Source organism: Cupriavidus sp. USMAA2-4 (assembly GCF_001854305.1).
Lineage (GTDB): Bacteria > Pseudomonadota > Gammaproteobacteria > Burkholderiales > Burkholderiaceae > Cupriavidus > Cupriavidus malaysiensis.
The window spans coordinates 1,018,104-1,039,821 of sequence record NZ_CP017749.1; the positions used below are offsets into that span (position 1 = coordinate 1,018,104).

23 protein-coding genes and 1 pseudogene are annotated in these 21,718 nt (G+C 70.7%); 15 read left to right on the forward strand and 9 right to left on the reverse strand.

Annotated elements, in window-relative coordinates; all coding sequences use genetic code 11:
• Positions 1-215: 215 nt before the first annotated feature.
• A complete protein-coding gene (locus tag BKK79_RS24575) occupies positions 216-1,838 on the forward strand; it encodes a sensor domain-containing diguanylate cyclase (RefSeq protein ID WP_231908199.1) in 1,623 nt (540 codons plus the stop codon).
• Positions 1,839-1,876: 38 nt separating this feature from the next.
• Here BKK79_RS24575 and BKK79_RS24580 read toward each other — a convergent pair whose 3' ends face one another.
• The gene (locus tag BKK79_RS24580) at positions 1,877-2,599 is read right to left on the reverse strand and encodes a response regulator transcription factor (RefSeq protein WP_071017857.1); all 723 of its coding nucleotides are present in this window, start codon (positions 2,597-2,599) and stop codon (positions 1,877-1,879) included.
• Between the two features lie 369 nt (positions 2,600-2,968).
• On the opposite strand from BKK79_RS24580, the gene atpD reads away from it, so the two are divergent.
• The 10 genes and pseudogenes from atpD to BKK79_RS24630 all read left to right on the forward strand — a co-directional run bounded on the left by atpD (position 2,969) and on the right by BKK79_RS24630 (position 10,536).
• Positions 2,969-4,363, forward strand: coding sequence for a F0F1 ATP synthase subunit beta (gene atpD / locus BKK79_RS24585; protein ID WP_231908198.1), 1,395 nt, complete (start codon positions 2,969-2,971; stop codon positions 4,361-4,363).
• Between the two features lie 8 nt (positions 4,364-4,371).
• Positions 4,372-4,830 carry a F0F1 ATP synthase subunit epsilon gene (locus BKK79_RS24590; RefSeq protein ID WP_071022048.1) on the forward strand — a complete coding sequence of 153 codons (459 nt, stop codon included), beginning with the start codon at positions 4,372-4,374 and terminating at the stop codon, positions 4,828-4,830.
• Complete coding sequence (locus BKK79_RS39280; protein WP_084085124.1) at positions 4,827-5,267, forward strand: AtpZ/AtpI family protein; 441 nt, start codon at positions 4,827-4,829, stop codon at positions 5,265-5,267. Before BKK79_RS24590 ends, BKK79_RS39280 begins: the two co-directional genes overlap by 4 nt.
• A complete protein-coding gene (locus BKK79_RS24600; RefSeq protein WP_084085126.1) occupies positions 5,264-5,605 on the forward strand; it encodes an N-ATPase subunit AtpR in 342 nt (113 codons plus the stop codon). The genes BKK79_RS39280 and BKK79_RS24600 overlap by 4 nt, the downstream gene beginning before the upstream one ends.
• A pseudogene (locus tag BKK79_RS24605) lies at positions 5,602-6,276 on the forward strand (F0F1 ATP synthase subunit A); the annotation flags it as partial. The gene BKK79_RS24600 and the pseudogene BKK79_RS24605, both read left to right, overlap by 4 nt.
• A 128-nt stretch (positions 6,277-6,404) precedes the next feature.
• A complete protein-coding gene (locus BKK79_RS24610; RefSeq protein WP_071017853.1) occupies positions 6,405-6,653 on the forward strand; it encodes a F0F1 ATP synthase subunit C in 249 nt (82 codons plus the stop codon).
• A gap of 12 nt (positions 6,654-6,665) precedes the next feature.
• On the forward strand, positions 6,666-7,421 hold the full coding sequence (locus BKK79_RS24615) for a F0F1 ATP synthase subunit B family protein (RefSeq protein WP_071039115.1): 756 nt from the start codon (positions 6,666-6,668) through the stop codon (positions 7,419-7,421).
• Positions 7,405-9,180 carry a F0F1 ATP synthase subunit alpha gene (locus BKK79_RS24620; protein WP_084085130.1) on the forward strand — a complete coding sequence of 592 codons (1,776 nt, stop codon included), beginning with the start codon at positions 7,405-7,407 and terminating at the stop codon, positions 9,178-9,180. Before BKK79_RS24615 ends, BKK79_RS24620 begins: the two co-directional genes overlap by 17 nt.
• A complete protein-coding gene (locus BKK79_RS24625) occupies positions 9,177-10,055 on the forward strand; it encodes a F0F1 ATP synthase subunit gamma (protein WP_071039116.1) in 879 nt (292 codons plus the stop codon). Before BKK79_RS24620 ends, BKK79_RS24625 begins: the two co-directional genes overlap by 4 nt.
• Positions 10,056-10,251: 196 nt before the next feature.
• On the forward strand, positions 10,252-10,536 hold the full coding sequence (locus BKK79_RS24630; protein WP_071017847.1) for a hypothetical protein: 285 nt from the start codon (positions 10,252-10,254) through the stop codon (positions 10,534-10,536).
• 88 nt (positions 10,537-10,624) lie between these two features.
• On the opposite strand, the gene BKK79_RS24635 is transcribed toward BKK79_RS24630, so the two are convergent.
• Both BKK79_RS24635 and BKK79_RS24640 read right to left on the reverse strand, forming a co-directional pair.
• Entirely contained in the window at positions 10,625-12,157 is a 1,533-nt protein-coding gene (locus BKK79_RS24635; RefSeq protein WP_071039117.1) for a thymidine phosphorylase family protein, read from the reverse strand.
• Between the two features lie 30 nt (positions 12,158-12,187).
• Complete coding sequence (locus BKK79_RS24640) at positions 12,188-12,643, reverse strand: universal stress protein (protein ID WP_071017844.1); 456 nt, start codon at positions 12,641-12,643, stop codon at positions 12,188-12,190.
• A 151-nt stretch (positions 12,644-12,794) separates the two neighbouring features.
• On the opposite strand from BKK79_RS24640, the gene BKK79_RS24645 reads away from it, so the two are divergent.
• Positions 12,795-13,448: a BON domain-containing protein gene (locus tag BKK79_RS24645; protein ID WP_071017842.1), complete on the forward strand. Its 654-nt coding sequence runs from the start codon at positions 12,795-12,797 to the stop codon at positions 13,446-13,448.
• A gap of 28 nt (positions 13,449-13,476) precedes the next feature.
• Here BKK79_RS24645 and BKK79_RS24650 read toward each other — a convergent pair whose 3' ends face one another.
• Positions 13,477-13,737, reverse strand: coding sequence for a hypothetical protein (locus BKK79_RS24650; protein WP_156811422.1), 261 nt, complete (start codon positions 13,735-13,737; stop codon positions 13,477-13,479).
• Positions 13,738-14,110: 373 nt separating this feature from the next.
• On the opposite strand from BKK79_RS24650, the gene BKK79_RS24655 reads away from it, so the two are divergent.
• A complete protein-coding gene (locus BKK79_RS24655; RefSeq protein ID WP_071039118.1) occupies positions 14,111-14,473 on the forward strand; it encodes an ArsR/SmtB family transcription factor in 363 nt (120 codons plus the stop codon).
• Between the two features lie 301 nt (positions 14,474-14,774).
• Here the strand turns inward: BKK79_RS24655 and arsB are convergent, their stop codons facing one another.
• From arsB to BKK79_RS24675, 4 genes are read right to left on the reverse strand one after another with little or no spacing between them, the layout of a single operon-like run.
• The gene (gene arsB, locus BKK79_RS24660) at positions 14,775-15,854 is read right to left on the reverse strand and encodes an ACR3 family arsenite efflux transporter (protein WP_071039119.1); all 1,080 of its coding nucleotides are present in this window, start codon (positions 15,852-15,854) and stop codon (positions 14,775-14,777) included.
• Positions 15,855-15,857: 3 nt separating this feature from the next.
• On the reverse strand, positions 15,858-16,361 hold the full coding sequence (locus BKK79_RS24665) for an arsenate reductase ArsC (protein WP_071039120.1): 504 nt from the start codon (positions 16,359-16,361) through the stop codon (positions 15,858-15,860).
• A 10-nt stretch (positions 16,362-16,371) separates the two neighbouring features.
• Positions 16,372-16,872, reverse strand: a complete 501-nt coding sequence (locus BKK79_RS24670) for an ArsI/CadI family heavy metal resistance metalloenzyme (protein ID WP_071017834.1) — start codon at positions 16,870-16,872, stop codon at positions 16,372-16,374.
• 11 nt (positions 16,873-16,883) lie between these two features.
• Positions 16,884-17,213 carry an ArsR/SmtB family transcription factor gene (locus BKK79_RS24675; RefSeq protein WP_071039121.1) on the reverse strand — a complete coding sequence of 110 codons (330 nt, stop codon included), beginning with the start codon at positions 17,211-17,213 and terminating at the stop codon, positions 16,884-16,886.
• A 283-nt stretch (positions 17,214-17,496) separates the two neighbouring features.
• On the opposite strand from BKK79_RS24675, the gene BKK79_RS24680 reads away from it, so the two are divergent.
• Positions 17,497-17,838, forward strand: a complete 342-nt coding sequence (locus BKK79_RS24680) for a helix-turn-helix domain-containing protein (RefSeq protein WP_335582885.1) — start codon at positions 17,497-17,499, stop codon at positions 17,836-17,838.
• A 3-nt stretch (positions 17,839-17,841) separates the two neighbouring features.
• Entirely contained in the window at positions 17,842-19,143 is a 1,302-nt protein-coding gene (locus tag BKK79_RS24685; protein ID WP_071017829.1) for a type II toxin-antitoxin system HipA family toxin, read from the forward strand.
• 88 nt (positions 19,144-19,231) lie between these two features.
• Here BKK79_RS24685 and BKK79_RS24690 read toward each other — a convergent pair whose 3' ends face one another.
• Complete coding sequence (locus tag BKK79_RS24690; RefSeq protein WP_071039122.1) at positions 19,232-21,718, reverse strand: arsenate reductase (azurin) large subunit; 2,487 nt, start codon at positions 21,716-21,718, stop codon at positions 19,232-19,234.

The window sequence follows — 21,718 nt, forward strand, 5'->3', positions numbered from 1 at the left end:
GGAAAGTGGAGCCGAGCCGTCAACGCGCCGGGGCCGATATCGGTTCTCCTGGCAGGCGCCGCAATCGTCCACCGCCCCGGAACGTGCGGACGCCTGGAATACGGCCCCGGCGGGGTGATGACAGCGACAGCACCGCACGTGCCGCCTGCGTGCCATCTGCGTGCCATCTGCGTGCCGCTCGCCAGCCCCTGTCACTGATAAGTAAAAAGAAAAGCATGACGATGTTACGCAGCCTGTATCGCCGGCTCGGCCTTGGGCACCTGGTCCTGGCCCTGGCGGTCTTCTCCTTGCTTGCTGCCTTCGCGAATACCTTCTATTCCGCCTACCGCGTGCAGCGCGAGATCCTGCTGACCAACGCGCTCGAAGCCAACCGGGTCTATGCGGCGAAACTGGCCGACAGCACCGCCAACTTCGTCAGGTCGGCCCAGCAGCAACTGGCCGTCAGCGCCTCCCTGCTGGGCGCCAGGCCCTTCGGGCGGCAGGCGCTGGAAGACGAAGCCTGGCGCCTGCTGCACCAGACCGACTCGTTCAACTCGGTGCTGATCGTCGACGCGCGCGGCACGGTGCTGGCCGTGATGCCGACCACGCTGAACCTCGCCGGCAAACAACTGGACAGCGAAGGCGCGCGCGCGGCGCTCGATGCCCGGCAGCCGCGCATCACCCAGGCCTACGTGTCCGCCGCCGGCAACCTCGTGGTCAATATCTCGCAGCCGATCCTGGGCAAGGACGGGCGCTACCTCGGCTATGTGGCGGGCTCGATCTACCTGCGGGAAAAGGGCATCCTGCATGCGCTGCTGGGCGAGCACTACTATCGCGACGGCTCCTACCTCTATGTGGTCGACCGCGCCGGCCGCATTCTCTACCACCCGGACAGCGGCAGGATCGGCAAGGTCGCCAGGGACAACCCGATCGTCGCGGACGTCATCGCCGGCAAGGCCGGCACGCGCCGGATCGCCAACAGCAGGAACATCGACATGCTCGCCGGCTTCGCTCCGGTGCCGGTCGCGGGCTGGGGCATCGTGGCGCAGCGCCCTGTCGCGGCGACACTGGCCGAGATGGACCGCCTCACGCTCGCCGTGCTGCGCGATACCGTGCCGCTCGTGATCGCTTCGCTGCTGGCCGCCTGGTACCTGGCCGGGCTGATCGCCAAACCCCTGCGCCAGCTCGCGCAGGCGACCGGGGAAAAGGACACGGCAGCCACCCTGCGCAGCATCCAGGGCATCCGTGCCTGGTACTTCGAGGCGAGGCAGCTCAAGCAGGCGGTGCTGGAAGGCCTCGCCACGCTGCAGGCGCAGATCGGCGCCCTCAACGAGGCCGCCGTCACCGACCCCATGACGGGCCTGCGCAACCGGCGCGCCCTGTCGGCGCAGCTGCGCAACTGGGGCGCCGCCGCCCAGCCCTTCGCGGTCATCGCCATCGACGTGGACCGCTTCAAGCGCGTCAACGACACGTACGGGCACGAGGCGGGGGACAAGGTGATCTGCCACATCGCCAGGCTCATGCGCGAATGCTCGCGCCAGGGCGATTTCCTGTGCCGGGCCGGTGGCGAGGAATTCCTCATGCTGCTGCCCGGCTGCGGCGCGGCCGAGGCCATGCTGATCGCCGAACGGCTGCGCCAGCGCACCGCCGCCACGCCCGCGCCAGGCGTCTGCGCGGTGACGGTCTCGCTCGGCGTCGCCAGCTGGCCCGAGTCGCACGGCAGCATGGAGCGGGTGCTGGCGCTGGCGGACGCCGCCCTCTATGCGGCGAAGGAACAGGGGCGGAACCGGACCGTGGCCGACGCCTCCCTCGACCTGCCGGACGCGCCCCGTCCCCCGGCGCCACGCTCCGCCGGCTGAGGCCCGGCCCGATGGCGTCCGCTACCGCTGGCCGCTGCTCAATGCCGTACTGCCGCCGCCTCCTGTTCGAAGCGGTAGCCGTAGCCGTACACCGGCGCCACCCGCCAGCCCTTGCTGCCGTCGAGCTTGAGCTTCTTGCGCAGGCGGCTGACATGGGTGTCGACGGTGCGCGTGTCGACGTCGGCGTTCAGGCCCCAGATGCGGTTGAGCAGGTGGTCGCGCGAGAGCAGCTTGCCGGGACTGTCGAACAGGTAGACGGCCAGGTCGAACTCCTTCTGCGTCAGTTCGACAGCCTGGCCGTCGAGCGCGATGCGCACCGCCTGCAGGTCGATCTCATAGGCGCCATGGCGCTTGGCCGCCGTGCCAGCGACGGTGGTGCCGGCGGTGGCGCCGGTGGTGGTGCCGTAGCGGCGCGCCAGGGCCTCGATACGGGCCAGCAGCACCGCCGGCCGCACCGGCTTGACGAGGTAGTCGTCGGCGCCGGACCTGAGCGCGCTGACGGTGGTCTGCTCGTCCTCGCGCGCGGTCAGCACGATGATGGGCAGCTCCCAGCCGAGCTGCTCGCGCGCCCAATGGATGATGTGGCCGCCGTCGGTGTCGGGCAGCATCCAGTCGATCAGCAGCAGCTCGCAGCCGCGTCCCACCTGCGCCATGAAACCCGCGCCGTCGCCGAAGCCCTGCGCCACATGGCCGCCGCCCTCCAGCCAGGCCAGGATCACATCGCGCTGGTCCGGATCGTCTTCCAATACCGCGATCTGCATTGCCCCTCCCTTTCATCGCCCAGGCCCTCCCGCCATCGGCTGGCGGGGCCGGATTCTACCTGTTGCGCGCGCACAACCCGGCGCCACGCGGCCGGCCCGGGCGCGCCAGGGCCCACCTTCCCACCATAGCAGCCGGGCGCCTGCGAGCGCACCCCTCGCTTGATGGATATCAATCCGCGGCGTGACGGCGGCGTCTACAGTAGGAAGTGACTGTCCCGAGGCGCCGGCCGCGATTGCCTGCACCTGGCCGCGAACGGCGCCGCCGGGACCCGACCGCATCGCCGCAACGCCGAACCGTTGGAAACGCGCCCCCTCCCACCCCAGACCGCCCGGACCGCCCAGGCTGCCGGCCCGCCCGGCAGCGCGCGGGTGCGCGCCATCCGTGGCGCGGTGCTCGACATCGACTGCGCCGGCCAGCCGCTGCCCGCTCTCTGCGACGTGCTGGCGGTAGCGCTGGACGGAGGCGGCGAGGTGCTGGCGGAGGTACAGGCCCACCTGGACCGCGGCAGCGTGCGCGCCATCGCGCTGCAGTCGACCAGCGGCATGCGGCGCGGCGCGGCCGTGCGCCTGGGCGGCGGACCGCTGCGGGTGCCGGTGGGCGAAGCCGTGCTCGGGCGCCTGCTCGACGTCACCGGCACGCCGCGCGACGGCGGGCCGGCACTGCCCGCCGGCACGCCGCTGCGCCCGCTGCACCGCGCCGCGCCGCCGCTGGCGGCGCAGGCGCCGGGCACCGAGATCTTCCGCACCGGCGTCAAGATCCTCGACCTGCTGACACCGATCGCCCAGGGTGGCAAGGCCGCCATGTTCGGCGGCGCCGGCGTCGGCAAGACCGTGCTGGTGATGGAACTGATCCATGCCATGGCTGAGCGCTACCAGGGTATTTCGGTCTTCGCCGGGGTCGGCGAACGCTCGCGCGAGGGCCACGAGATGCTGCTCGACATGCGCGGCTCGGGCGTGCTCGGCCGCACCGTGCTGGTCTACGGCCAGATGAACGAGCCGCCCGGCGCGCGCTGGCGCGTGCCGCTGACCGCCGTGGCCGCCGCCGAGTTCTTCCGCGACGAGCGCCGCCAGGACGTGCTCTTGCTGATGGACAATGTGTTCCGCTTCGTGCAGGCCGGCGCCGAGGTCTCCGGGCTGCTCGGGCGCCTGCCCTCGCGCGTCGGCTACCAGCCCACGCTGGCCAGCGAGGTGGCGGCGCTGCACGAGCGCATCACCGCCACGCGCGACGCCGCCATCACGGCGATCGAGGCGGTCTACGTGCCGGCCGACGACTTCACCGATCCCGCCGTCACCGCCATAGGCAGCCACGTCGACAGCATGATCGTGCTGTCGCGCGCGATGGCGGCCGAGGGCATGTACCCGGCGGTCGATCCGATCGCCTCGTCCTCGGTACTGCTCGATCCGCTGCTGCTGGGCGACGACCACGTGGCCACCGCCAACGCGGTGCGCCAGGCCATCGAGCACTACCGCGAGCTGCAGGACGTCATCGCCCTGCTCGGCGTCGAGGAGCTGGGCGCGCAGGACCGCCGCGTGGTGGCGCGCGCGCGGCGCCTGCAGCGTTTCCTGACCCAGCCGTTCACCGTCACCGAGAACTTCACCGGCGTGGCCGGCCGCTCGGTGGCCGTCGCCGACACCCTGGCCGGCTGCCGCGCCATCCTCGACGGCGAATGCGACGACTGGCAGGAGCAGTCGCTCTACATGATCGGCACGCTGGACGAGGCACGCGAGCGCGAGCAGCAGGCACGGCAAGGGGGCACGCCATGACACCCGCCATGACGCCTGCCAGCGCCGCGCCGCGCGCCCTGCACCTGCGCATCGCCACCCCCGACGGACTGGCGGTGGACGAGGCCGGCGTGCGCGCGCTGCGCGCCGAGGACGACAGCGGCGCCTTCGGCGTGCTGCCGGAGCACGCCGACTTCCTCACCGTGCTGGTGCCCTGCGTGGTGCGCTGGCACGGCGCCGACGGCACGCATCGCTTCTGCATGGTGGAGGGCGGCATGCTGCGCGTGGACGGCGGCGCGGAAGTCGCCATCGCCACCGCCGCCGCGGTGCTGGGCGACAGCCTGGAGGCGGTGGCCGCGCGCGTGCGCGAAGCGCGCGAGCGGCGCCTGGAGGCAGCGCGCAATGCGCGCGTCGAGCAGACCCGGCTGCATGCGCGCGCGGTACGCGAGATCGTGCGCTGCCTGCGCCCGGACCTGCATGTCGACGGCATCGGGAGGCTGGAGCCATGAGCGCAACGCAGCACGATGGCGCACATGCCGCCGGTGGTCCTGGCGGTCCTGGTGACGCCGATGGCGCCGTCGATGGCGCCGTCGATGGCGCCGTCGATGGGGGCGGCGGCAAGGGCGGCGCTCACGGCCAGGGCAAGGACAACGGCAACGGCAACGGCAACGGCGGTGAACGCGTGGCGCAGCGCGCGCTGGCCCGCGCACGGCAGGCCGCGCGCGTGCCGGAGCCCTCGCTGGCCAGCCGCCTGGCCCAGATCGGCGTGCTCGGCTGGACCATCGTGCTGCCCACCGTGCTCGCGCTGGCGGCCGGCCGCTGGCTGGACCGGCGGCTGCATACCGGCGTCTTCTTCTCGGCGCCGCTGTTGATGATCGGGGCCGCCATCGGCCTCTGGTGCGCCTGGCGCTGGATGCGGCGCCACGGCGGGGAGGATGGGCAATGATCGACCTGGGCGGAGCGGCTGCCGCGCTCACCGGCGGACTGGCCGGTGGAGCGGCGGGCGCGGTGGCGGGGCTCGTGGCGGGACTGGCGGGAGGGCTGGCGCACTTCGGCAGCCTGCACGCCGTGGTGCGGCGCCTGCAGCGCGGCGCCACCGCCGGCGCGCTGGCGCTGCAGGGCGCGCGCCTGGCGCTGATCGGCGCCCTGCTGTTCGCCTGCGCCAAGGCAGGCGCGGCACCGCTGCTGGGCGCCGGCGCCGGCCTGCTGGCGGCGCGCGCCGTGGTACTGCGCCGCCTGCCCCGGCCACGCGATGGACGCGCTGCGCGCGCGGACACGCCATGACCTTGCACTCGCCGCTGCTGACCGAGCCCTTGTTCCACCTCGGGCCGGTCCCCGTCTCCGCCCCCGTGCTGATGACCTGGGCCATCATGCTGGCGCTGGGCGCGGGCGCCTGGCTGGCCACGCGCCGCCTGGCGCTGCACCCGTCGCGGCACCAGGCCGCGCTGGAACTGCTGGTGACGACGCTCGACCAGCAGATCCGCGACACCATGCAGGTGGCGCCGGAGCGCTACCGCGCCCTGCTGGGCACGCTCTTCCTCGACATCCTGCTGGCCAACTGGTCCTCGCTGCTGCCCGGCGTCGAGCCGCCCACCGCCCACCTGGAGACCGACGCCGCGCTGGCCCTGCTGGTGCTGGCCGCGACGGTGCTGCACGGCGTGCGCAGCCGCGGCCTGGCCGGCTACCTGCGCACCTTCGCCGAGCCCAGCTGGCTGATGGTGCCGCTCAACCTCGTCGAGCAGCTCACGCGCACCTTCTCGCTGGTGGTGCGCCTGTTCGGCAACGTGATGAGCGGCGTCTTCGTGGTCGGCATCGTGCTGTCGCTGGCCGGCCTGCTGGTGCCGATCCCGCTGATGGCGCTGGACCTGCTGACCGGCGCGGTGCAGGCCTACATCTTCACGGTACTGGCGATGGTCTTCATCGGCGCGGCGGTGGCCGACGCGCAGCCGGGCGCGGTCGAAGGCATGCGGCCGCGCGGGCCGGACGAGCGGCCGGACGAGCGGCCGGACGAGCGGCCGGCCCGGGGCGCCGCACGCGAGCCGCGGACAGCGCTGGATCAGGACAAGGAAAAGGAGAGCGCAAGATGAACAACCTCGTGGAAGTGGTCAGCATCATCGCGGCGGCAGTGGCGGTGTCGTTCGGCGCGATCGGGCCGGCGCTGGCCGAAGGCAGGGCGGTGGCCGCCGCCATGGACGCGCTGGCGCGGCAGCCCGAAGCGGCCGGCACCATCTCGCGCACCCTCTTCGTGGGCCTGGCGATGATCGAGACCATGGCCATCTACTGCCTGGTGGTGGCGCTGCTGGTGCTGTTCGCCAACCCCTTCCTCAAGTAGGCGGGGCCCATCATGCGCATCGACTGGTGGACGCTCGGCCTGCAGGCCGTCAACGCCCTGGTGCTGGTGTGGATCCTGTCGCGCTTCCTGTTCCGGCCGGTCGCCAGGATCATCGCCGCGCGGCAGCAGGCCTGCGACGACGCACTGGCCCAGGCCCGCACGGCGCGCGACGAGGCCGGGCGCGAGCGCGAAGCCGCCGCCGCGGCGCGCGCGCAGGCCGAGGCCGAGCATGCCTCGGCGGCAGCCGGCGCCGCCGCCGAAGCGGCGCGGCTGCGCGACGCCCTGGCGCAATCGGCGCGGGCCGAGGTCCAGGCCGAGCGCGCCGCGGCCGAGGCCGACATCGCGGCCGCCCGGCGCGCCGCCGTCCAGCGCGGCGGCGAGGATGCGGCGCGCCTCGCGCTCGACATCGCCGCGCGGCTGTTCGCGCGGCTGCCGCGCGAGGCCCGCATCGGCGCCTTCATCGACGGCCTGGCCGCCGCCGTGGCCGCGCTGCCGGCCCCGGCGCGCGCCGGCCTGCTGCAGGCGGACGCCGGCCTGGTACTGGCCGCGCCCTGCGCGCTCGCGGCGGATGAACTGGCGCGCTGCGCGCAGGCACTCGGCGCGGCGCTGGGCGCGGCCCCGGTCCTGGCCACGCGCGTGGACCCCGGGCTGGTGGCCGGCCTGGCGCTGGAAAGCGACCGCCAGGTGATCGGCAACAATGTGCGCGAGGACCTGGCGCGCGTGCGCGCCGCCCTCGCCCAGGAGCACGACGATGTCCCTGCCGCCTGAACCGCCGCTGGAGGGGGCTCCCCTGCCGCCGCAGGCCGGGCCGGCTGAATCGGCGCAATCTGCACTATCTGCACCGTCTGCAGAAGCAGCGGGAGCAGCGGGAGCGGCAGACGACCGCCACCCGCCCGCCGGCGCCTGGCTGGCGCAGGCGCGCGGCGCGCTGGCGCGGGCCGAGCTCGGCCCGCTGGCGCGCGAAGTAGGGCGGGTGGAACGCGCCGCCGACGGCATCGCCATGGTCGCCGGGCTGCCGCAGGCACGGCTCGACGAACTGCTGCGCTTCGATGGCGACCGCTATGGCCTGGCGCTGACCCTCGACGCGGACCGCATCGGCGCCGTGCTGCTCGACGACGACGGCTCGGTGGGCGCCGGCTGCCGCGTCAGCGCCACCGGCGAGGTGGTCAGCGTGCCGGTGGGGCCTGCCCTGCTGGGGCGGGTGGTCGATCCCCTCGGGCGGCCGCTCGACGGCCTGCCGCCGCCGGAGTGCGCGCAGCGCCTGCCGATCGAGCGCGCCGCGCCGGCCATCGTCGAGCGCGACCTGGTCAGCCAGCCGCTGGCCACCGGCATCCTGCTGGTCGACGCGCTGTTCCCGATCGGCCTCGGCCAGCGCGAACTGATTCTCGGCGACCGCGCCACCGGCAAGACCTCCATCGCCCTCGACGCCATCGTCAACCAGAAGGACAGCGGGCTCATCTGCATCTATGCCGCGGTGGGCCAGCGCGCCGGCGCCGTGGAACGCGCCATCGAGACCGTGCGCGCGCAGGGCGCGGCCGGGCGCTGCATCTTCGTGGTGGCCTCGGCGGCGGCGGCGCCGGGCCTGCAGTGGATCGCGCCGTTCGCGGCCTTCAGCATGGGCGAGTACTTCCGCGACCGCGGCGAACATGTGCTGGTGGTGATCGACGATCTCAGCCAGCACGCCGCCACCCACCGCGAACTGGCGCTGCTGACGCGCCAGCCGCCGGGACGCGAGGCCTACCCTGGCGACATCTTCTACCTGCACGCGCGCCTGCTGGAGCGCGCCGCCAAGCTGTCGCCCGCGCTCGGCGGCGGCTCGCTGACCGCGCTGCCGATCGCGCAGACCGAGGCGGGCGACCTCTCCGCCTACATCCCCACCAACCTGATCTCGATCACCGACGGCCAGCTGGTGATGAGCAGCGAGCTGTTCGCCGCCAACCAGCGCCCGGCGGTCGACATCGGCCTCAGCGTCAGCCGCGTCGGCGGCAAGGCCCAGCCCGCCGCGCTGCGCCAGGTCTCCGGCCGCCTGCGGCTGGACTACGCGCAGTTCCAGGAACTGGAGATGTTCACGCGCTTCGGCGGCCTCACCGATGCGCGCGTCAAGGCCCGCATCGTGCGCGGCGAACGCACCCGCGCGCTGCTGCGCCAGCCCCGCTTCGCCGCGCTGGCGCCGCTGTCCCAGGTGGCGCTGCTGGCGGCGCTGGCGGCGGGCGCCTTCGACGGGCTGCCGGTCGAGGACGTGGGCCGCCTGCGTGCGCGGCTGCCCGCGTGGCTGCAGGCACATGGCGCGGCCCTGCCCGATGGCGGCCCGCTCGGCGCCGAGGCCGAGGCGTCGCTGGCGGAGGCGGTGCGGGCCTGCCTGCGCGGGATGGCGCAGGAGTCCGCTCGGGGGACGGCACAAGCGGCGGCACAAGCGGCGGCACAGGACACGGCGCACGAGGCGGCGCATGCCAGCGAGGCGTCCGGCACTGCCACCGCGACCGCAGCGGAGCCCGCGCCGCAGCGCGCACCGGGGTCCCCGCCATGAGCACGCGGCGCGGCGAACTCCAGGCCCGCATCGCGGGCGTGCGCCAGCTCGAGGCCGTGGTCGGCGCCGTGCGCGGCATGGCGGCCAGCCGGTCGGCCGAGGCGCGCGCCCACCTGCCCGGCGTGCACGCCTGCGCGGCCATGCTGGCGCAGGCCATCGGCGACGCGCTGGCGCTGGCCGGCGCGGCAGACCCGGCCGGTGCCGCCGCGCAGCCGCCACTGCAGGCACCGGCCGCACCAGCCACCCCGCGCGTCAGCGTGGTGATCGGCAGCGACCAGGGCTTCGTCGGCACCTTCAACGAGCGGCTGCTGGACACCGCCCAGGCCGGCGCCGGCGCCCACGGCACGGTCTACTACATCGTGGGCCAGCGCGCCGCCGCGCTGGCCGCCGAGCGCGGCCTGGCACCGGCCTGGTCGGCGCCGATGGCCGCCCACCCGGGCGATGTGGCCGCGCTGGCCACACGCCTGGCGCACGCGCTCGAACCGCAGCTGGCGGCCGCCCGGCCCGCCGCGCTCAGCGCCTGGCACGCGTGCCCGCCACCGGCCACGTCGCCCATCCGCGAACTGCGCCTGCTGCCCTTCGACTACGGCCGCTTCACCCGGCCCGCCCACCGCCAGCCGCCGCTGGCCAGCCTGCCCGCGCCGCTGCTGCTGGCGCGCCTGGCCGAGTCGTATATCCACACCCAGCTGTGTGAAGCGCTGTTGCAGTCCTTCGCCGCCGAGAACGAAGCACGCATGCGCACCATGCTGTCGGCGCGCGACCACGTGCGCGCGACCCTGGCCCGGCTGGAGATGCAGGCGGGACGCGAGCGCCAGGAACAGATCACCAACGAGATCATCGAACTGGGCGCTGCCGGCGCCGGGGAGGAGGCATGAGCCCTGGGCCGCGCGGGCCGCCACCCCTGCCGCCGCGCTGCGGCCACAGGCGCGCCACCCGCGCTGCCTTGACGCAGGACAAGATGTGCACCACCGGCTGTGCCAGCATCACAGGCAACCATCACAACGCACCCGTCGCGGCCCGGCGCGCCCACCGGCGTCCGCCGCCACCCCGGGGCATCCAGGAGACCACACCATGACCCAGACCGCATCCACCCAGCCGCACGCGGCCACGCCGGGCCCCGCCAGCGCCGCTGAGATCCGCGCCGTGATCGGCCCCTTCGAGGCCGAAGTGATCGCGCAGATCCTTGCCCTCGAACCGACCCTCGATGAAGTACGGCTTGCCTACAAATGGCTGCGCTCCGACGAGCACCTGCTGCGCGGCATGGATTCGAGCCTGCTGTCCGGCCGCGCGGCCCAGGTGTTCGAGGTGCTCGACGCCGAATTTCCCGACTTCGACTCCGGCGGCCACCCGGCCTGAGCGCCAGCGGCAGGCCCGACGCAGCGCCGCGCCGCGCTCGGGCGGCGCTTGACCTGGATCGCGGCCGGTGCCGGCCACGGCGCGCGGATCAGCCGGCCTCGCCGATCACGATGGCCGGATGCGCGGCGAGAAAGCCGCCCGCGTAGGCCAGTTCGCCCGAGGCCTGCGCATGCAGCGTCAGCAGCGGCTGGCCGGCGCGCACCGTGTCGCCCAGCCGCACGTGCAGGTCGATGCCCGCGACCTGGCGCTCGGGCGCGCCGGCCAGCCTGGCGGCGCGTGCCAGCCGGCGGTTGTCGATGGTGGCCACCACGCCGTCGCGTGGCGCCGGTACATCGCGCAGGAACAGCGCGCGGCCAGGCGCGCGCAAACCGCCCTGCGCCTCGCAGATGGCCTGGAACCGGGTCCAGGCGGCACCGCCGGCCAGCAGCGCCGCGGCCAGCGCCGCCCCCTCGCCGGCGCCGCAGGCCCCGCAGAACTCCATCAGTTCGCCGGCCAGCATCAGGCTGCGCTCGCGCAGGTCGTGCGGCGCCGACGGCGCGCCCTGCAGCACCGCCAGCACGTCACGCGCCTCCAGCGCCGGCCCGATGCCGCGCCCGACCGGCTGGGTGCCGTCGGTGCGCACGATGCGCACACGCACGCCGAGGGCCTGCGCGGCAAGCGTCAGCAGACTGCGCAGGCGCTCCAGGTCGGCTTCCTCGCGCACCTTGGCGGTTGGGCCCACCGGCACGTCGATCAGCACATGGGTGGAGCCCGCGGCCACCTTTTTCGACAAGATCGACGCCACCAGCTGCGCGTCGCTGTCCAGGTCGAGCGCGCGCTCGACCTGGATCAGCATGTCGTCGGCCGGACTCAGCCCGAGCGCCCCGCCCCAGGCCAGCGACGCCCCGGCCTGCTCCACTACCTGGCGCAGCGTGGCGGCATCGAGGTCGACGCGGGTCAGCACCGCCATGGTGTCGGCGGTGCCGGCCGGCGAGGTGATCGCGCGCGAGGAGGTCTTGGGCACCAGCAGGCCGGCCGCGGCGGCGACCGCCACCACGATGGGCGAGGTGCGGTTGCCGGGCAGCCCGCCCACGCAATGCTTGTCGGCCACCACGGGCCGATTCCAGGACAGCCGCTCGCCGGTGCCGATCATGGCGCGGGTCAGGTCGATGGTCTCGCGCTCCGTCATGCGCCCGCCCGCGCAGGCGGCCAGGAAGGCGGCGATAGGCACGCCGGTGTAGCTGCCGCTGGCCACGTCCTGCATGATGGCGTCGAGCTGCGCGCCCGCGAGTTCGTTGCCGTAGACCTTGGCGCGCACCCAGCGCAGCGATTCCAGCCCGGGCGCGTGGGTGACGTAGACCAGATCCCCCGCACGCGCCTCCAGTGCGCCGCTGGCGCTGGCCGACAAAGCCGCCTCGGCGCGGCCGAGCACGCCCGAGCCGACCACGTTGACGGTGGCGATCAGCCGCCGCGCGCCGACCTGCACCTGCACGCGCGCCTGCGCGCGGAAGCCCTCGGCGCGGCACACCGCGCAGTCGCGGTGCAGGTAGATCACGTGCTCCTGCCAGGTATCGATATCCAGCGCGCGGTAGTGCAGGGGCTCCAGCACGCAGGGGCTGTCGAAGCGGACCGTGTCGTTCATGGCAGTCTCCCCGGGGCGCGCCGGCCCGGCTCAGTCATCGGCATTGCTGCGCGTGAGCAGCATGGGACCGGCCCATTCGCGCAGCACGGCGCGGGCCACGCTGCCCATCACCGCACGGCGCAGGCCGCGACGCCCATGGGTACCCATCGCGATGAGATCGGCGTGGCAGGCCTCGGCGCGCGCCACCAGCGTGCGCGCGACCTGGCCCGGCGCGACGCAGTGCTCGACCAGTGCCAGCGTATGGGCGACACCCGCCGCGCCGAGCTGGTCGCCGGTGGCACGCAGCACACCGCGTCCGAACTCGGCCATGCTGCGCCATAGCGCGTCACGGTCGAGGTAAGCCACTTCGAGCAGGGGCTCGCGGTCATCCAGCACATAGACCGCGTGCACGGTCGCGGCCATCGCGCGGGCCAGTGCCGCCGCCTCGAACGTGGCCAGGCGGGAGGCATGGCTGCCGTCCACCGCCAGGAGGATGGTTCGATACATGGGTGCTCCTTGCGCTCGCGCAGGGCGATCCGTGCCGGACGGACCGCTGCTGCCAGCCTAGCCAAGGCGCATGCCGCCACGTTGACATGGGTCAAGGGCGCCGCGCGCGGCTCGCCTAGTCTGCAGGTGTGCCGCCGCGAGGAGAACCGAGATGAAGGGCGATATCCAGCTCAAGCAGGACGTGATGGAAGAACTGGCCTGGGATCCGGCCGTCGACGCCACCGGCATCGGCGTCGAGGTGCAGGACGGCATCGTGACGCTGAGCGGCCACCTGCCGACCTTTGCCGAGAAATACGCGGCCGAGGCAGCCGCGCAGCGCGTGACCGGGCTCAAGGGCCTGGCGGTGGAGCTCGATGTGCGCCTGCCCGACGACGCCCAGCGCACCGACGCCGACATCGCGCGCGCGGCGCGCCATGTCCTCGATTGGATGAGCGGACTGCCTGCCGACCGCATCCACCTGATGGTGGAGCACGGCGCGGTCACGCTGCGCGGCGAAGTCGACTGGAACTACCAGCGGGTGGCCGCCGAACAGGCGGTGGCGGGCCTGTTCGGCGTGCGCGGCGTCAGCAACGGACTGGCGGTCCGCCCCGCCATGGCCGCCGACGACGTCAGGCAGCGCATCCGCCAGGCCATCGAACGGCAGGCCAGCGACGATGCCGGCCACGTCAGCGTGGAAGTCAGCGAAGGCGTGGTGACGCTGCGCGGCACGCTGCGCACCTGGGCCGAACGCCAGGCCGCCTTCGAGGCGGCGTGGTCGGCGCCGGGGGTGAGCGCGGTGCACAACCAGATCCAGGTCACGCTGTAAGGCCGCGGCGGCCGGTGCGGGGCGGCGCTCAGGGCGGCGCATCCCGCGCCGCCAGCTCGCTCAAGGCCAGCACTTCGCCGGCCAGTGTGGTGGCCACCGACAGCAGGCGGGACTGGATGCCAGCCTCCGGTGCGTCACCGCCCAAGTCACCGCAGCCAGCCCCGTACTCCAGGCTTGCGACCAGCAGCGCGTGCAGTTGCGCCGCCTTCTCGGCGGCAAGGCTCAGCGGCGTTTCCGCGATGACTTCGGTGTTCAGGTAAAGACTGGCGCCGACCTGTTCGGCACGCACGCCCCCGCGGAAAGAGCAGGGAGAAGTGGCTGCGGCGGCCGCCAGGGAGTGGGATAAACGAGGCGCCGAGGGCGGTGAACTAGCCATGACATGGACTCCTGTGTGCGGTTCGGGCACTGCTTCAAAACGCCGCCAACCGGCGGCTTTCCACGCACAAGTGTTCGGGACGCCAATCCCGTTCGCCGCTGTATCGACGATGCGGACAATATAGTGCCGCCCAAGGGCCAGCGGCCGGCGACGATTCCGCATGGCGACGCGATTTCCGCTCTCCGCCTTCGCTGCCCGGCGGCAGCGCATCGACGCGACGCCCCGCCCGCCCCGGTTTCGGCGGACAATACCCCCTTTCCGTGCCGACGCATCGATCCCAAGCCTCATGAACAGCGACGCCGCCGTCAAAGCCCTGGCCGCGCTGGCGCAGCCTTCGCGCCTGGCCATTTTCCGCCTGCTGGTCCGGGCCGGCCGCACCGGCCTCTATGCCGGGCAGATCGGGGAGGCGCTCGGCCTCCCGCCCGCCACCCTGTCCTTCCACCTCAAGGAGCTCTCGCATGCCGGGCTGGTCGCCGGCCAGCAGGAAGGCCGCAACGTGCTGTACCAGGTCCGGTTCGCGCAGATGAACGAACTGATCGGCTTCCTGGTGGAGCACTGCTGCGAAGGTGATGCGCAGGGCTGCGGCGTGCAGGCTGTCGCCTGTGCGCCGGACATCGAGTCGAAGCGCCCCGGCGGACAGCGCCGCTAGACCGAGACGCATCGGCGCTGGCGTGCCATCCAGGAAGGTCGTCAGCGGCCAGCACATCATACTGGCCAAGCGATCGAACAGGGTCCGCGTGGGAACGCCGCTGTAGCAGGGTGCAGCGTCGGTCCGATGCGATGCCCCGAAGGTGGGGGCCCCTGGTCTATTGCGTCATGCGGAAGCCCCCGCGATCGACAGCGCCTCCGGGCACCGTACCGCCTGCTCTGCCGTTCGTCATGGCAGGCGGCCGGAATGAAGCGCCCGGCCATGGCCGGGCGCACAAGCGGGGATCGAAGGGCTGAGCCGTTCAAGCCCGGGCACCTCGCTCATACCATTGCTGAGAACGATTGACGATGCTGACGACCAGCAACATCACCGGCACCTCGATCAAGACGCCCACCACGGTTGCCAGCGCTGCGCCCGACTTGAAACCGAACAGGCTGATCGCCGTGGCCACCGCCAGCTCGAAGAAGTTGCTGGCGCCGATCAGGCTGGACGGACCCGCCACGCAATGGGCCACACCCATCTTCCGGTTCAGCAGATAGGCCAACCCGGAGTTGAAGAAGACCTGGATCAGGATGGGCACCGCCAGCAGCGCGATCACCAGCGGCTGATCGATGATCGCCTTGCCCTGGAATGCAAAGAGAAGAACCAGCGTCAGCAGCAGCGCAGCGATGGAGTACGGCCCCAGGTGTTGCACCACGCGCTGGAAGTGCGCAGCGCCCTTGGCGAGCAACGCCTTGCGGATGATCTGCGAGAGGATGACCGGCACCACGATGTACAGGGCGACCGAGGTCAGCAGCGTATCCCAAGGCACGGTAATCGATGACAGGCCGAGCAGCATTGCCACCACCGGCGCAAAGGCGACCACCATGATGGCGTCGTTCAGCGCGACCTGAGACAGCGTGAAGTACGGATCGCCCTTGCAGAGTTGGCTCCAGACAAAGACCATCGCCGTGCAGGGCGCCGCCGCCAGCAGGATGAGGCCAGCCACGTAGCTGTCGAGCTGCTCCGCCGGCAGCATCGGTGCAAACACATGGCGGATGAAGAGCCAGCCCAGCAATGCCATGGAGAACGGCTTGACCGCCCAGTTGATGAACAGCGTCACCCCGATCCCGCGCCAATGGGATTTGACCTGGCCCAGCGCGCCGAAGTCGATCTTGACCAGCATCGGAATGATCATGACCCAGATCAGGATCCCCACGGGGAGGTTCACCTGGGCGTACTCCATCTTGCCGATCGCTTGAAACAGGGCTGGCAATGCCTGTCCGAGCGCGATGCCGGCCACGATGCAAAGGGCGACCCAGACGGTCAGGTAGCGCTCGAAGAAGCCGATGGCCGGCTTCGTGGAGACCTGGCCGGAGGAAGTGGCGTGTTGCGTGGTCATGGCTCAGCTCTGCGAAATGCGTTCGAGATGCTGCTGCAGCTCCGCGTCGCTCATCTCCTCGAGCGGCAGTTGCAGCAGTTGCAGCATGCGATAGCCGATGGCCTGGCGCGTCAGCTCGAAGGCAATCCGCTTGCCGTCGTCGCCACCTTGTGCGTTCGACGGATCGGCGTAGCCCCAATGCACTTTCACGGGGCTTCCCGGCCAGTAGGGACACTGCTCCGCCGCCGCGCTGTCGCACACGGTGATGACGACCCGCATGCGCGGGGCATCATCCGCCACGAATTCATCCCAGCTCTTGCTGCGGAAACCGGCCGTTTCCACACCGGCATTCTGCAGGGCCTCGATCGCGAACGGGTTGATGCGGCCGCTCGGCGCGCTGCCAGCGCTGTACGCGCGGACGTCGCGGCCGAGCTGCTGCGCCAGATGATTGAGCATGCCCTCGCTCAGCACGCTGCGTGCCGAATTGTGGGTGCAGAGGATCAGGACGTTGGTGGTCTTGCCGCCCATGCCGGCCTCCTCAGCAGCAGGACGTCTTGGACGTCACGGCCACGCCGATGGGCTTGCCCCTGGGCGCACGCGGCGCGCAGCAGGCCGATTCGGCAGCAGGGGCAGCGGCAGCAGCGGGCGCCTCGGCCGGCCGGCTTTCGCCGAAGACCGGCACGTTGCCCAGCGTGTGGAAGTGCTCCCAGGCGATGCCTTGCGGATCCGTGATCCAGTGCTTCTCGCTACGCGCGTAGCAACAGGTGGTCTCGCCCTCGTCCAGCAGCGCCATGTCGGCCGCCTCGGCGCGCGTCTTCAGCTCCGCCAGTTCCGCCGCATCGTCGGTCTGGAAGCCCAGGTGGTCCAGGCCCGCCTGGGTACCACGCGTCGAGATGGCGAAGTTCACCCGCGGATCCTCGAGCATCCACTTGGCGTAGTCGGCTTCGACCCGCGCCGGCTCCGCCGCGAACAGCTTGGAATAGAAGGCGATGCTCTTGCCGAGGTCATCGACGTGGATGTGTACGTGAAAGCGCTTCATGGGGTTCTCCCTCAACATTCGCAGACACCGCCGGCGGCGGTGGTTTCCGGGCAGGCGTCCCCCTGGCAGCAGTTCGCCGTCAGGAAGCCCAGCAGTGAATTCATATGTTCGAACGCCGCCCGATAGATCAGGTGCCGGCCATCCCGTTGCTGCAGGACCAGGCCCGCGTGCATCAATTCCTTCAGGTGAAAGGACAAGGTGGCGCCGGGCACCTCCAGGCGCGCCGCGATCGCGCCCGGCGTCATGCCGGCGTGGCCGGCCACCACCAGCAGGCGGTAGACCTCGAGACGCAGCCCGTGGGCCAGTGCGGCGAGGGAGCGGATCGCATCTCGTTCTTCCATATTTCCATATTAATGGAAATATAAAATACAAACAAGCCATGAGCGCGCAGTAGCATGGTGGCGGCACTGGATGGATACAGCCAACGCGCTACGGATAGGCCGCACGCGCCTTGTTTAGCTTACCGCTCACGTTTGAGCGGCAATCCATCATAATCGCTCATGTGTGAGCGCTAATATGCGCTCTCGGTTGACATGCACGCTGTCCGACCCAATACTGGAAGCTTGGGAATCGGAATCCGTAAGCGCTTACATGGCCCCCTCTAACGACGATAAGCGCTCATATGTGAGCGCAAAGAAGGATGTCACCATGCCGACGCCGGTGACTCGTGCGCTGATCAAGCTCGGCCAGGACCTGTCGCTGGCCCGCCGCCGGCGGATGCTGACACAGGTGTCGATGGCGGAACGCATCCAGACATCCGTGGCCACGCTGCGCAGGCTGGAGAAAGGCGACCCCCGCGTTCCGATCGGCACCGTTGCGCAGGCCTTCTTCGTCCTGGGCGAGTTGAACAAGATCACCGGCATGCTCGACACGGCCGCCGACGACATCGGGCTGACACTCATGAACGAGCAATTGCCGCAGCGTGTACGTGGGAAAGGCCGCAAACCTCCTTCTGGGGCCCTCTGACCCATGGCACTGACTCAGAAGAATGTGGGCGTGGCCTTGGGCCAGAGTGCCATCCCTCTCGGCGAGCTCGCCTACGCCAAGGACGGGCGGCGCGAACATTCGACGTTCGCCTACGATGCCACCTGGCTGTCCAACGCGGCGAAGTTTTCCATTTCGCCAGACCTCCCACTCGTAGACGGCAACCAGTTCCGCAAGGCACCATCCAAAGAGGACTCCATTTTCCACTTCGCATTCGCGGACACCGAGCCGGACGGCTGGGGCTGCCGGGTCATCGCGCGCGATCACGCCAAGCGTCGCAAATCCGCGCAGCAGGACGGCAAGCCCGTTTCGAATGCCGAACTCAGCGAGATGGACTACCTGCTCGGCGTCGATGATATGAGCCGGATCGGCGCCATCCGGCTCCGGGCCCCGGACACCCGGGCTTTCCTTCGCGTCATCGAAGAAGGCGGGCGCGGTACACCGCCGTTGCTCGAGCTCGCGCCGCTGATGGCTGCGTCGCGCGCGGTGGAGATGAACCAGGAGACCGAGGCCGATCTGCGATACCTTCGCGGCCGCGGCACCTCCATCGGTGGCATGCGACCGAAATGCACGATCGTAGACGAAGACGGACACCTGGCCATCGGCAAGTTCCCGAGCGTGAAGGATGACCGCAGTGTGACGCGCGGTGAAGTCCTCGCACTGCACCTGGCTGCAGCCGCCGGCATCTCCGTCGCCGATTCGCGCATCGTGATGTCTGAGGACACCCCCGTCGCACTCATCCGCCGCTTCGACCGGGTTGCAGGCGGCGGCCGGATTCCCTACCTGTCGGCGGGCTCGATGATGCAGGCGTCCAGACAGGAGGACCATGCCTACACGCAGATTGCGGACACCATCATCGCAAACAGCGTCGACCCGGGCCAGGACCTCCAGGAGCTGTGGCGCCGGCTCGCCTTCAATCTGCTCATCACGAACGTCGACGACCACGTGCAGAACCACGGCTTCCTGCATGTCGCACACGGCCAATGGCGCCTGGCGCCCGCATTCGACATCAATCCGTTCCCGGACAAGGACCAGGAACTCAAGTTGTGGCTCGATGAGGCCTATGGCCCTGTCGATTCCATTGAGGCGGTAGTCAGCGTGGCGGGCTATTTTCGCTTGGATTCCGCCACGGTCCGGCGTGTGCTGGGCGAGGTCTGTGCCGCCATCCGCACCTGGAAAACCGTGGCGACATCGGCAGCGGTCGGCATGTCAGGCCGTGACCTGGAAGACTTTGCGCCTGCCTTCGAGAACCAGCAGATGCGCATCGCCAAGACGCTCTTGAAATAACAGATAGGCAGACAGGCCGATAGCGGCTACGGGCACGGCCCGTCGTCTTCGCCCGGGCCGTGCCTGCTCACGCATGACGGCACAGAGATCAGGCCGGATCGAACCGTCGCCGCTTGAAGCTGACGGTGTCCTTGAACTCCTCGCTGCTGCCCACCCGGCGCAGATCCGCCCAGGTGCCTTTGTAGTAGGGCACGACATTGCGGTCGGTCCAGGGCGTGGTCACGTTGCCGACGATGCCGTTGTAGTGGGCAAACTGCATGAAGGCCTGCTTGTGCTTGATGTCGGGCTCCAGGTAAGCCATAGCATAGGTCGTGCCGTAGTCGTTGAACACCTCGACCACGTCGCCCGAAGCAATGCCGAGCGGACGCGCGTCCTCGGGGTTCAGCTCCAGGTAGGCCATCGGCACCCGCGCCCGCACGAACTCGTTGTACTGATCGTGGTACATCGTCTGCCAGACCTCGTTGACACGGCCGTTGTTGATCCAGAAGTGGTACTTGGCCTTCTGCGCCTCGACCGGCTTCGGCAAGCCGGGCCAGGTCGCCGGCTTGAACTCGGCCTTGCCGTCAGCCGTATCGAACTTGCCCTCGGTGTAGAGCATTTCCGTGCCGACCAACTTGCCGTCTTGATAGGCCTTGGCCGGCAGCTGCACGCCGTTGTTGCCCATGGCACGCAAGCGTTCGTAGGTCACCAGGTTGCCGGTGCCGCCGCCTTGGCTGTCGATGGGGCTCGCGCCGGGCTGCCCGGCCTGGCGGAAGCCGTCGTTGAAGGCATCTTCCTCGCTGCGCCAGTCGAAGCCGTCGAAGCGGGCGGCCATGTCCTGCTTGCCCTCGGCCTGGTAGAGCCGCTTCAGCGCATTGGCGATATCGGCGGCGATCAGGCAATCCGGGCGGGCCGTCCCCGGCGGATCCATGAAGCGCTGCGACAGGCGCATGCGGCGCTCGCCGTTCATCGACGTCAGGTTCATCTCGCCGGGGTGCGCGGCCGGCAGCATCAGGTGGGCGCCGTCGGCCAGCATGGTCGGGTAGAGGTTGATGTTGACCAGGAACAGCCCACCCTTGCTCTTCACGGCGTCGTAGACCGCGTCGGCCATCTGCGGTACCGAGGCGCCGCGCAGGCGCCCCATCGCCTCCCGCACGATCGCCGTGCGGCGCAGAATCACGGCGCGGTGCTCCTGCGCATTGAGCGTGGTCTGGAACGGATTGGCGCCCCAGGCCGTGTACATCATGCCCTTGCCGTGGATGATCTCCTGGTCCACATAGATCTTGGTCTTGCCGGGATAAGGCGGCCGCGCGTATCCCTCCTGGTGGCCGCCCATGCGGACCACGCCCGTCCCGCGCCGGCCCACGTTGCGGGTTGCCAGCACCAGGTCGACCAGCGCCGACTGGATCAGGTAGTTGTCGTTGCCCCAGATGATGCCTTTCTCGTAGGCGTGCATGGTGTGCGGCCGGTGGCCGGACGCCTTGGGCTTGTAGGCCCATTCGGCCGCGCGCCGCAGGCGCCCGACGGGCACGCCGGTGATCCGGCTGGTGTCCTCCAGTGACAGGTGGTTCGCACGCAGGGCCGCGTCGAATCCCTTGGTGTAAGCGCCGATGAACTCCTTGTCGTGCCAGCCCTGGTCGACCACGTAGGTCAGCAACCCGTCGAACAGGGCGATGTCGGTACCCGGTTCGATATCGAGGTGCAGCACGTTGTCCTTGCCGGCCGCCTGCTCGGCCACCGCGATGGTTGTCGTGCGGCGTGGATCGACGAAGATCACCTTGGCCGGCGCGATGCTCTCGCCCGGGAAGCGCTGCTTGCGCTTATCGACGGTCTGGCCCTGCAGGTTGGGCAGCCAGTGCGCCAGGAAGTAGTTGGTCTGCGTCTCGTAGGAGTTGCAGCCGATGGCGACAATCACGTCCGCCAGCTCGGCGTCCTCGTAGCTGTTGTTGAGTTCACCGATGCCCATCTCGCGCGTCGCGTGGCATTCCGAGTTGTACGCCGGACGATTGTGGATCCGGACCAGCGGCGTGCGCAGTGCCGTGAACATCAGCTTGCCGGTTCCCCAGGTGTTCTCGAAGCCGCCGCCGGCGCCGCCATGGTCGAAGCAATCGAAGGCGAGCTCGCCGGGGCCATCGCGATCGAGGACGCGCTTGGTAACCCCTGCGTAGAGCGCCAGCGCATCGTCCCAGCCGATATCGACCCACTGATCGGCCAGGTAGAGACGCGGGCTGCGCAAGCGGGCGCGGCCGACCCCATCGGGGTTGAACATCACCTTGGCGAGCTGTCCGCCGCGTGTCGACGACAGCCCTTTGTTCACGCTGCACCGCTTGTCGGGCACGATCAGGATGTTGTGCCGGCTGCCGTCGCGATCGGTGACCGTGTTCTGCATGTTCGGCGTCATGATCACGGCCAGCGGCGGCAACTGCTTGCGAAAGTCCAGCCCCAGGGCATTCTGGCCCGGCGCCCGCCCGCCTTCGCTGTTTTCCGGCCATTTGTAGACGTGGTAGCCGCAACCGACGATGCAGAAGTGGCAGGTCAGATCCGTCCGCTGCGCGTTCGCCGGGGGCAGCGCGACCCGGTCCTTGTTGGTAGCCAT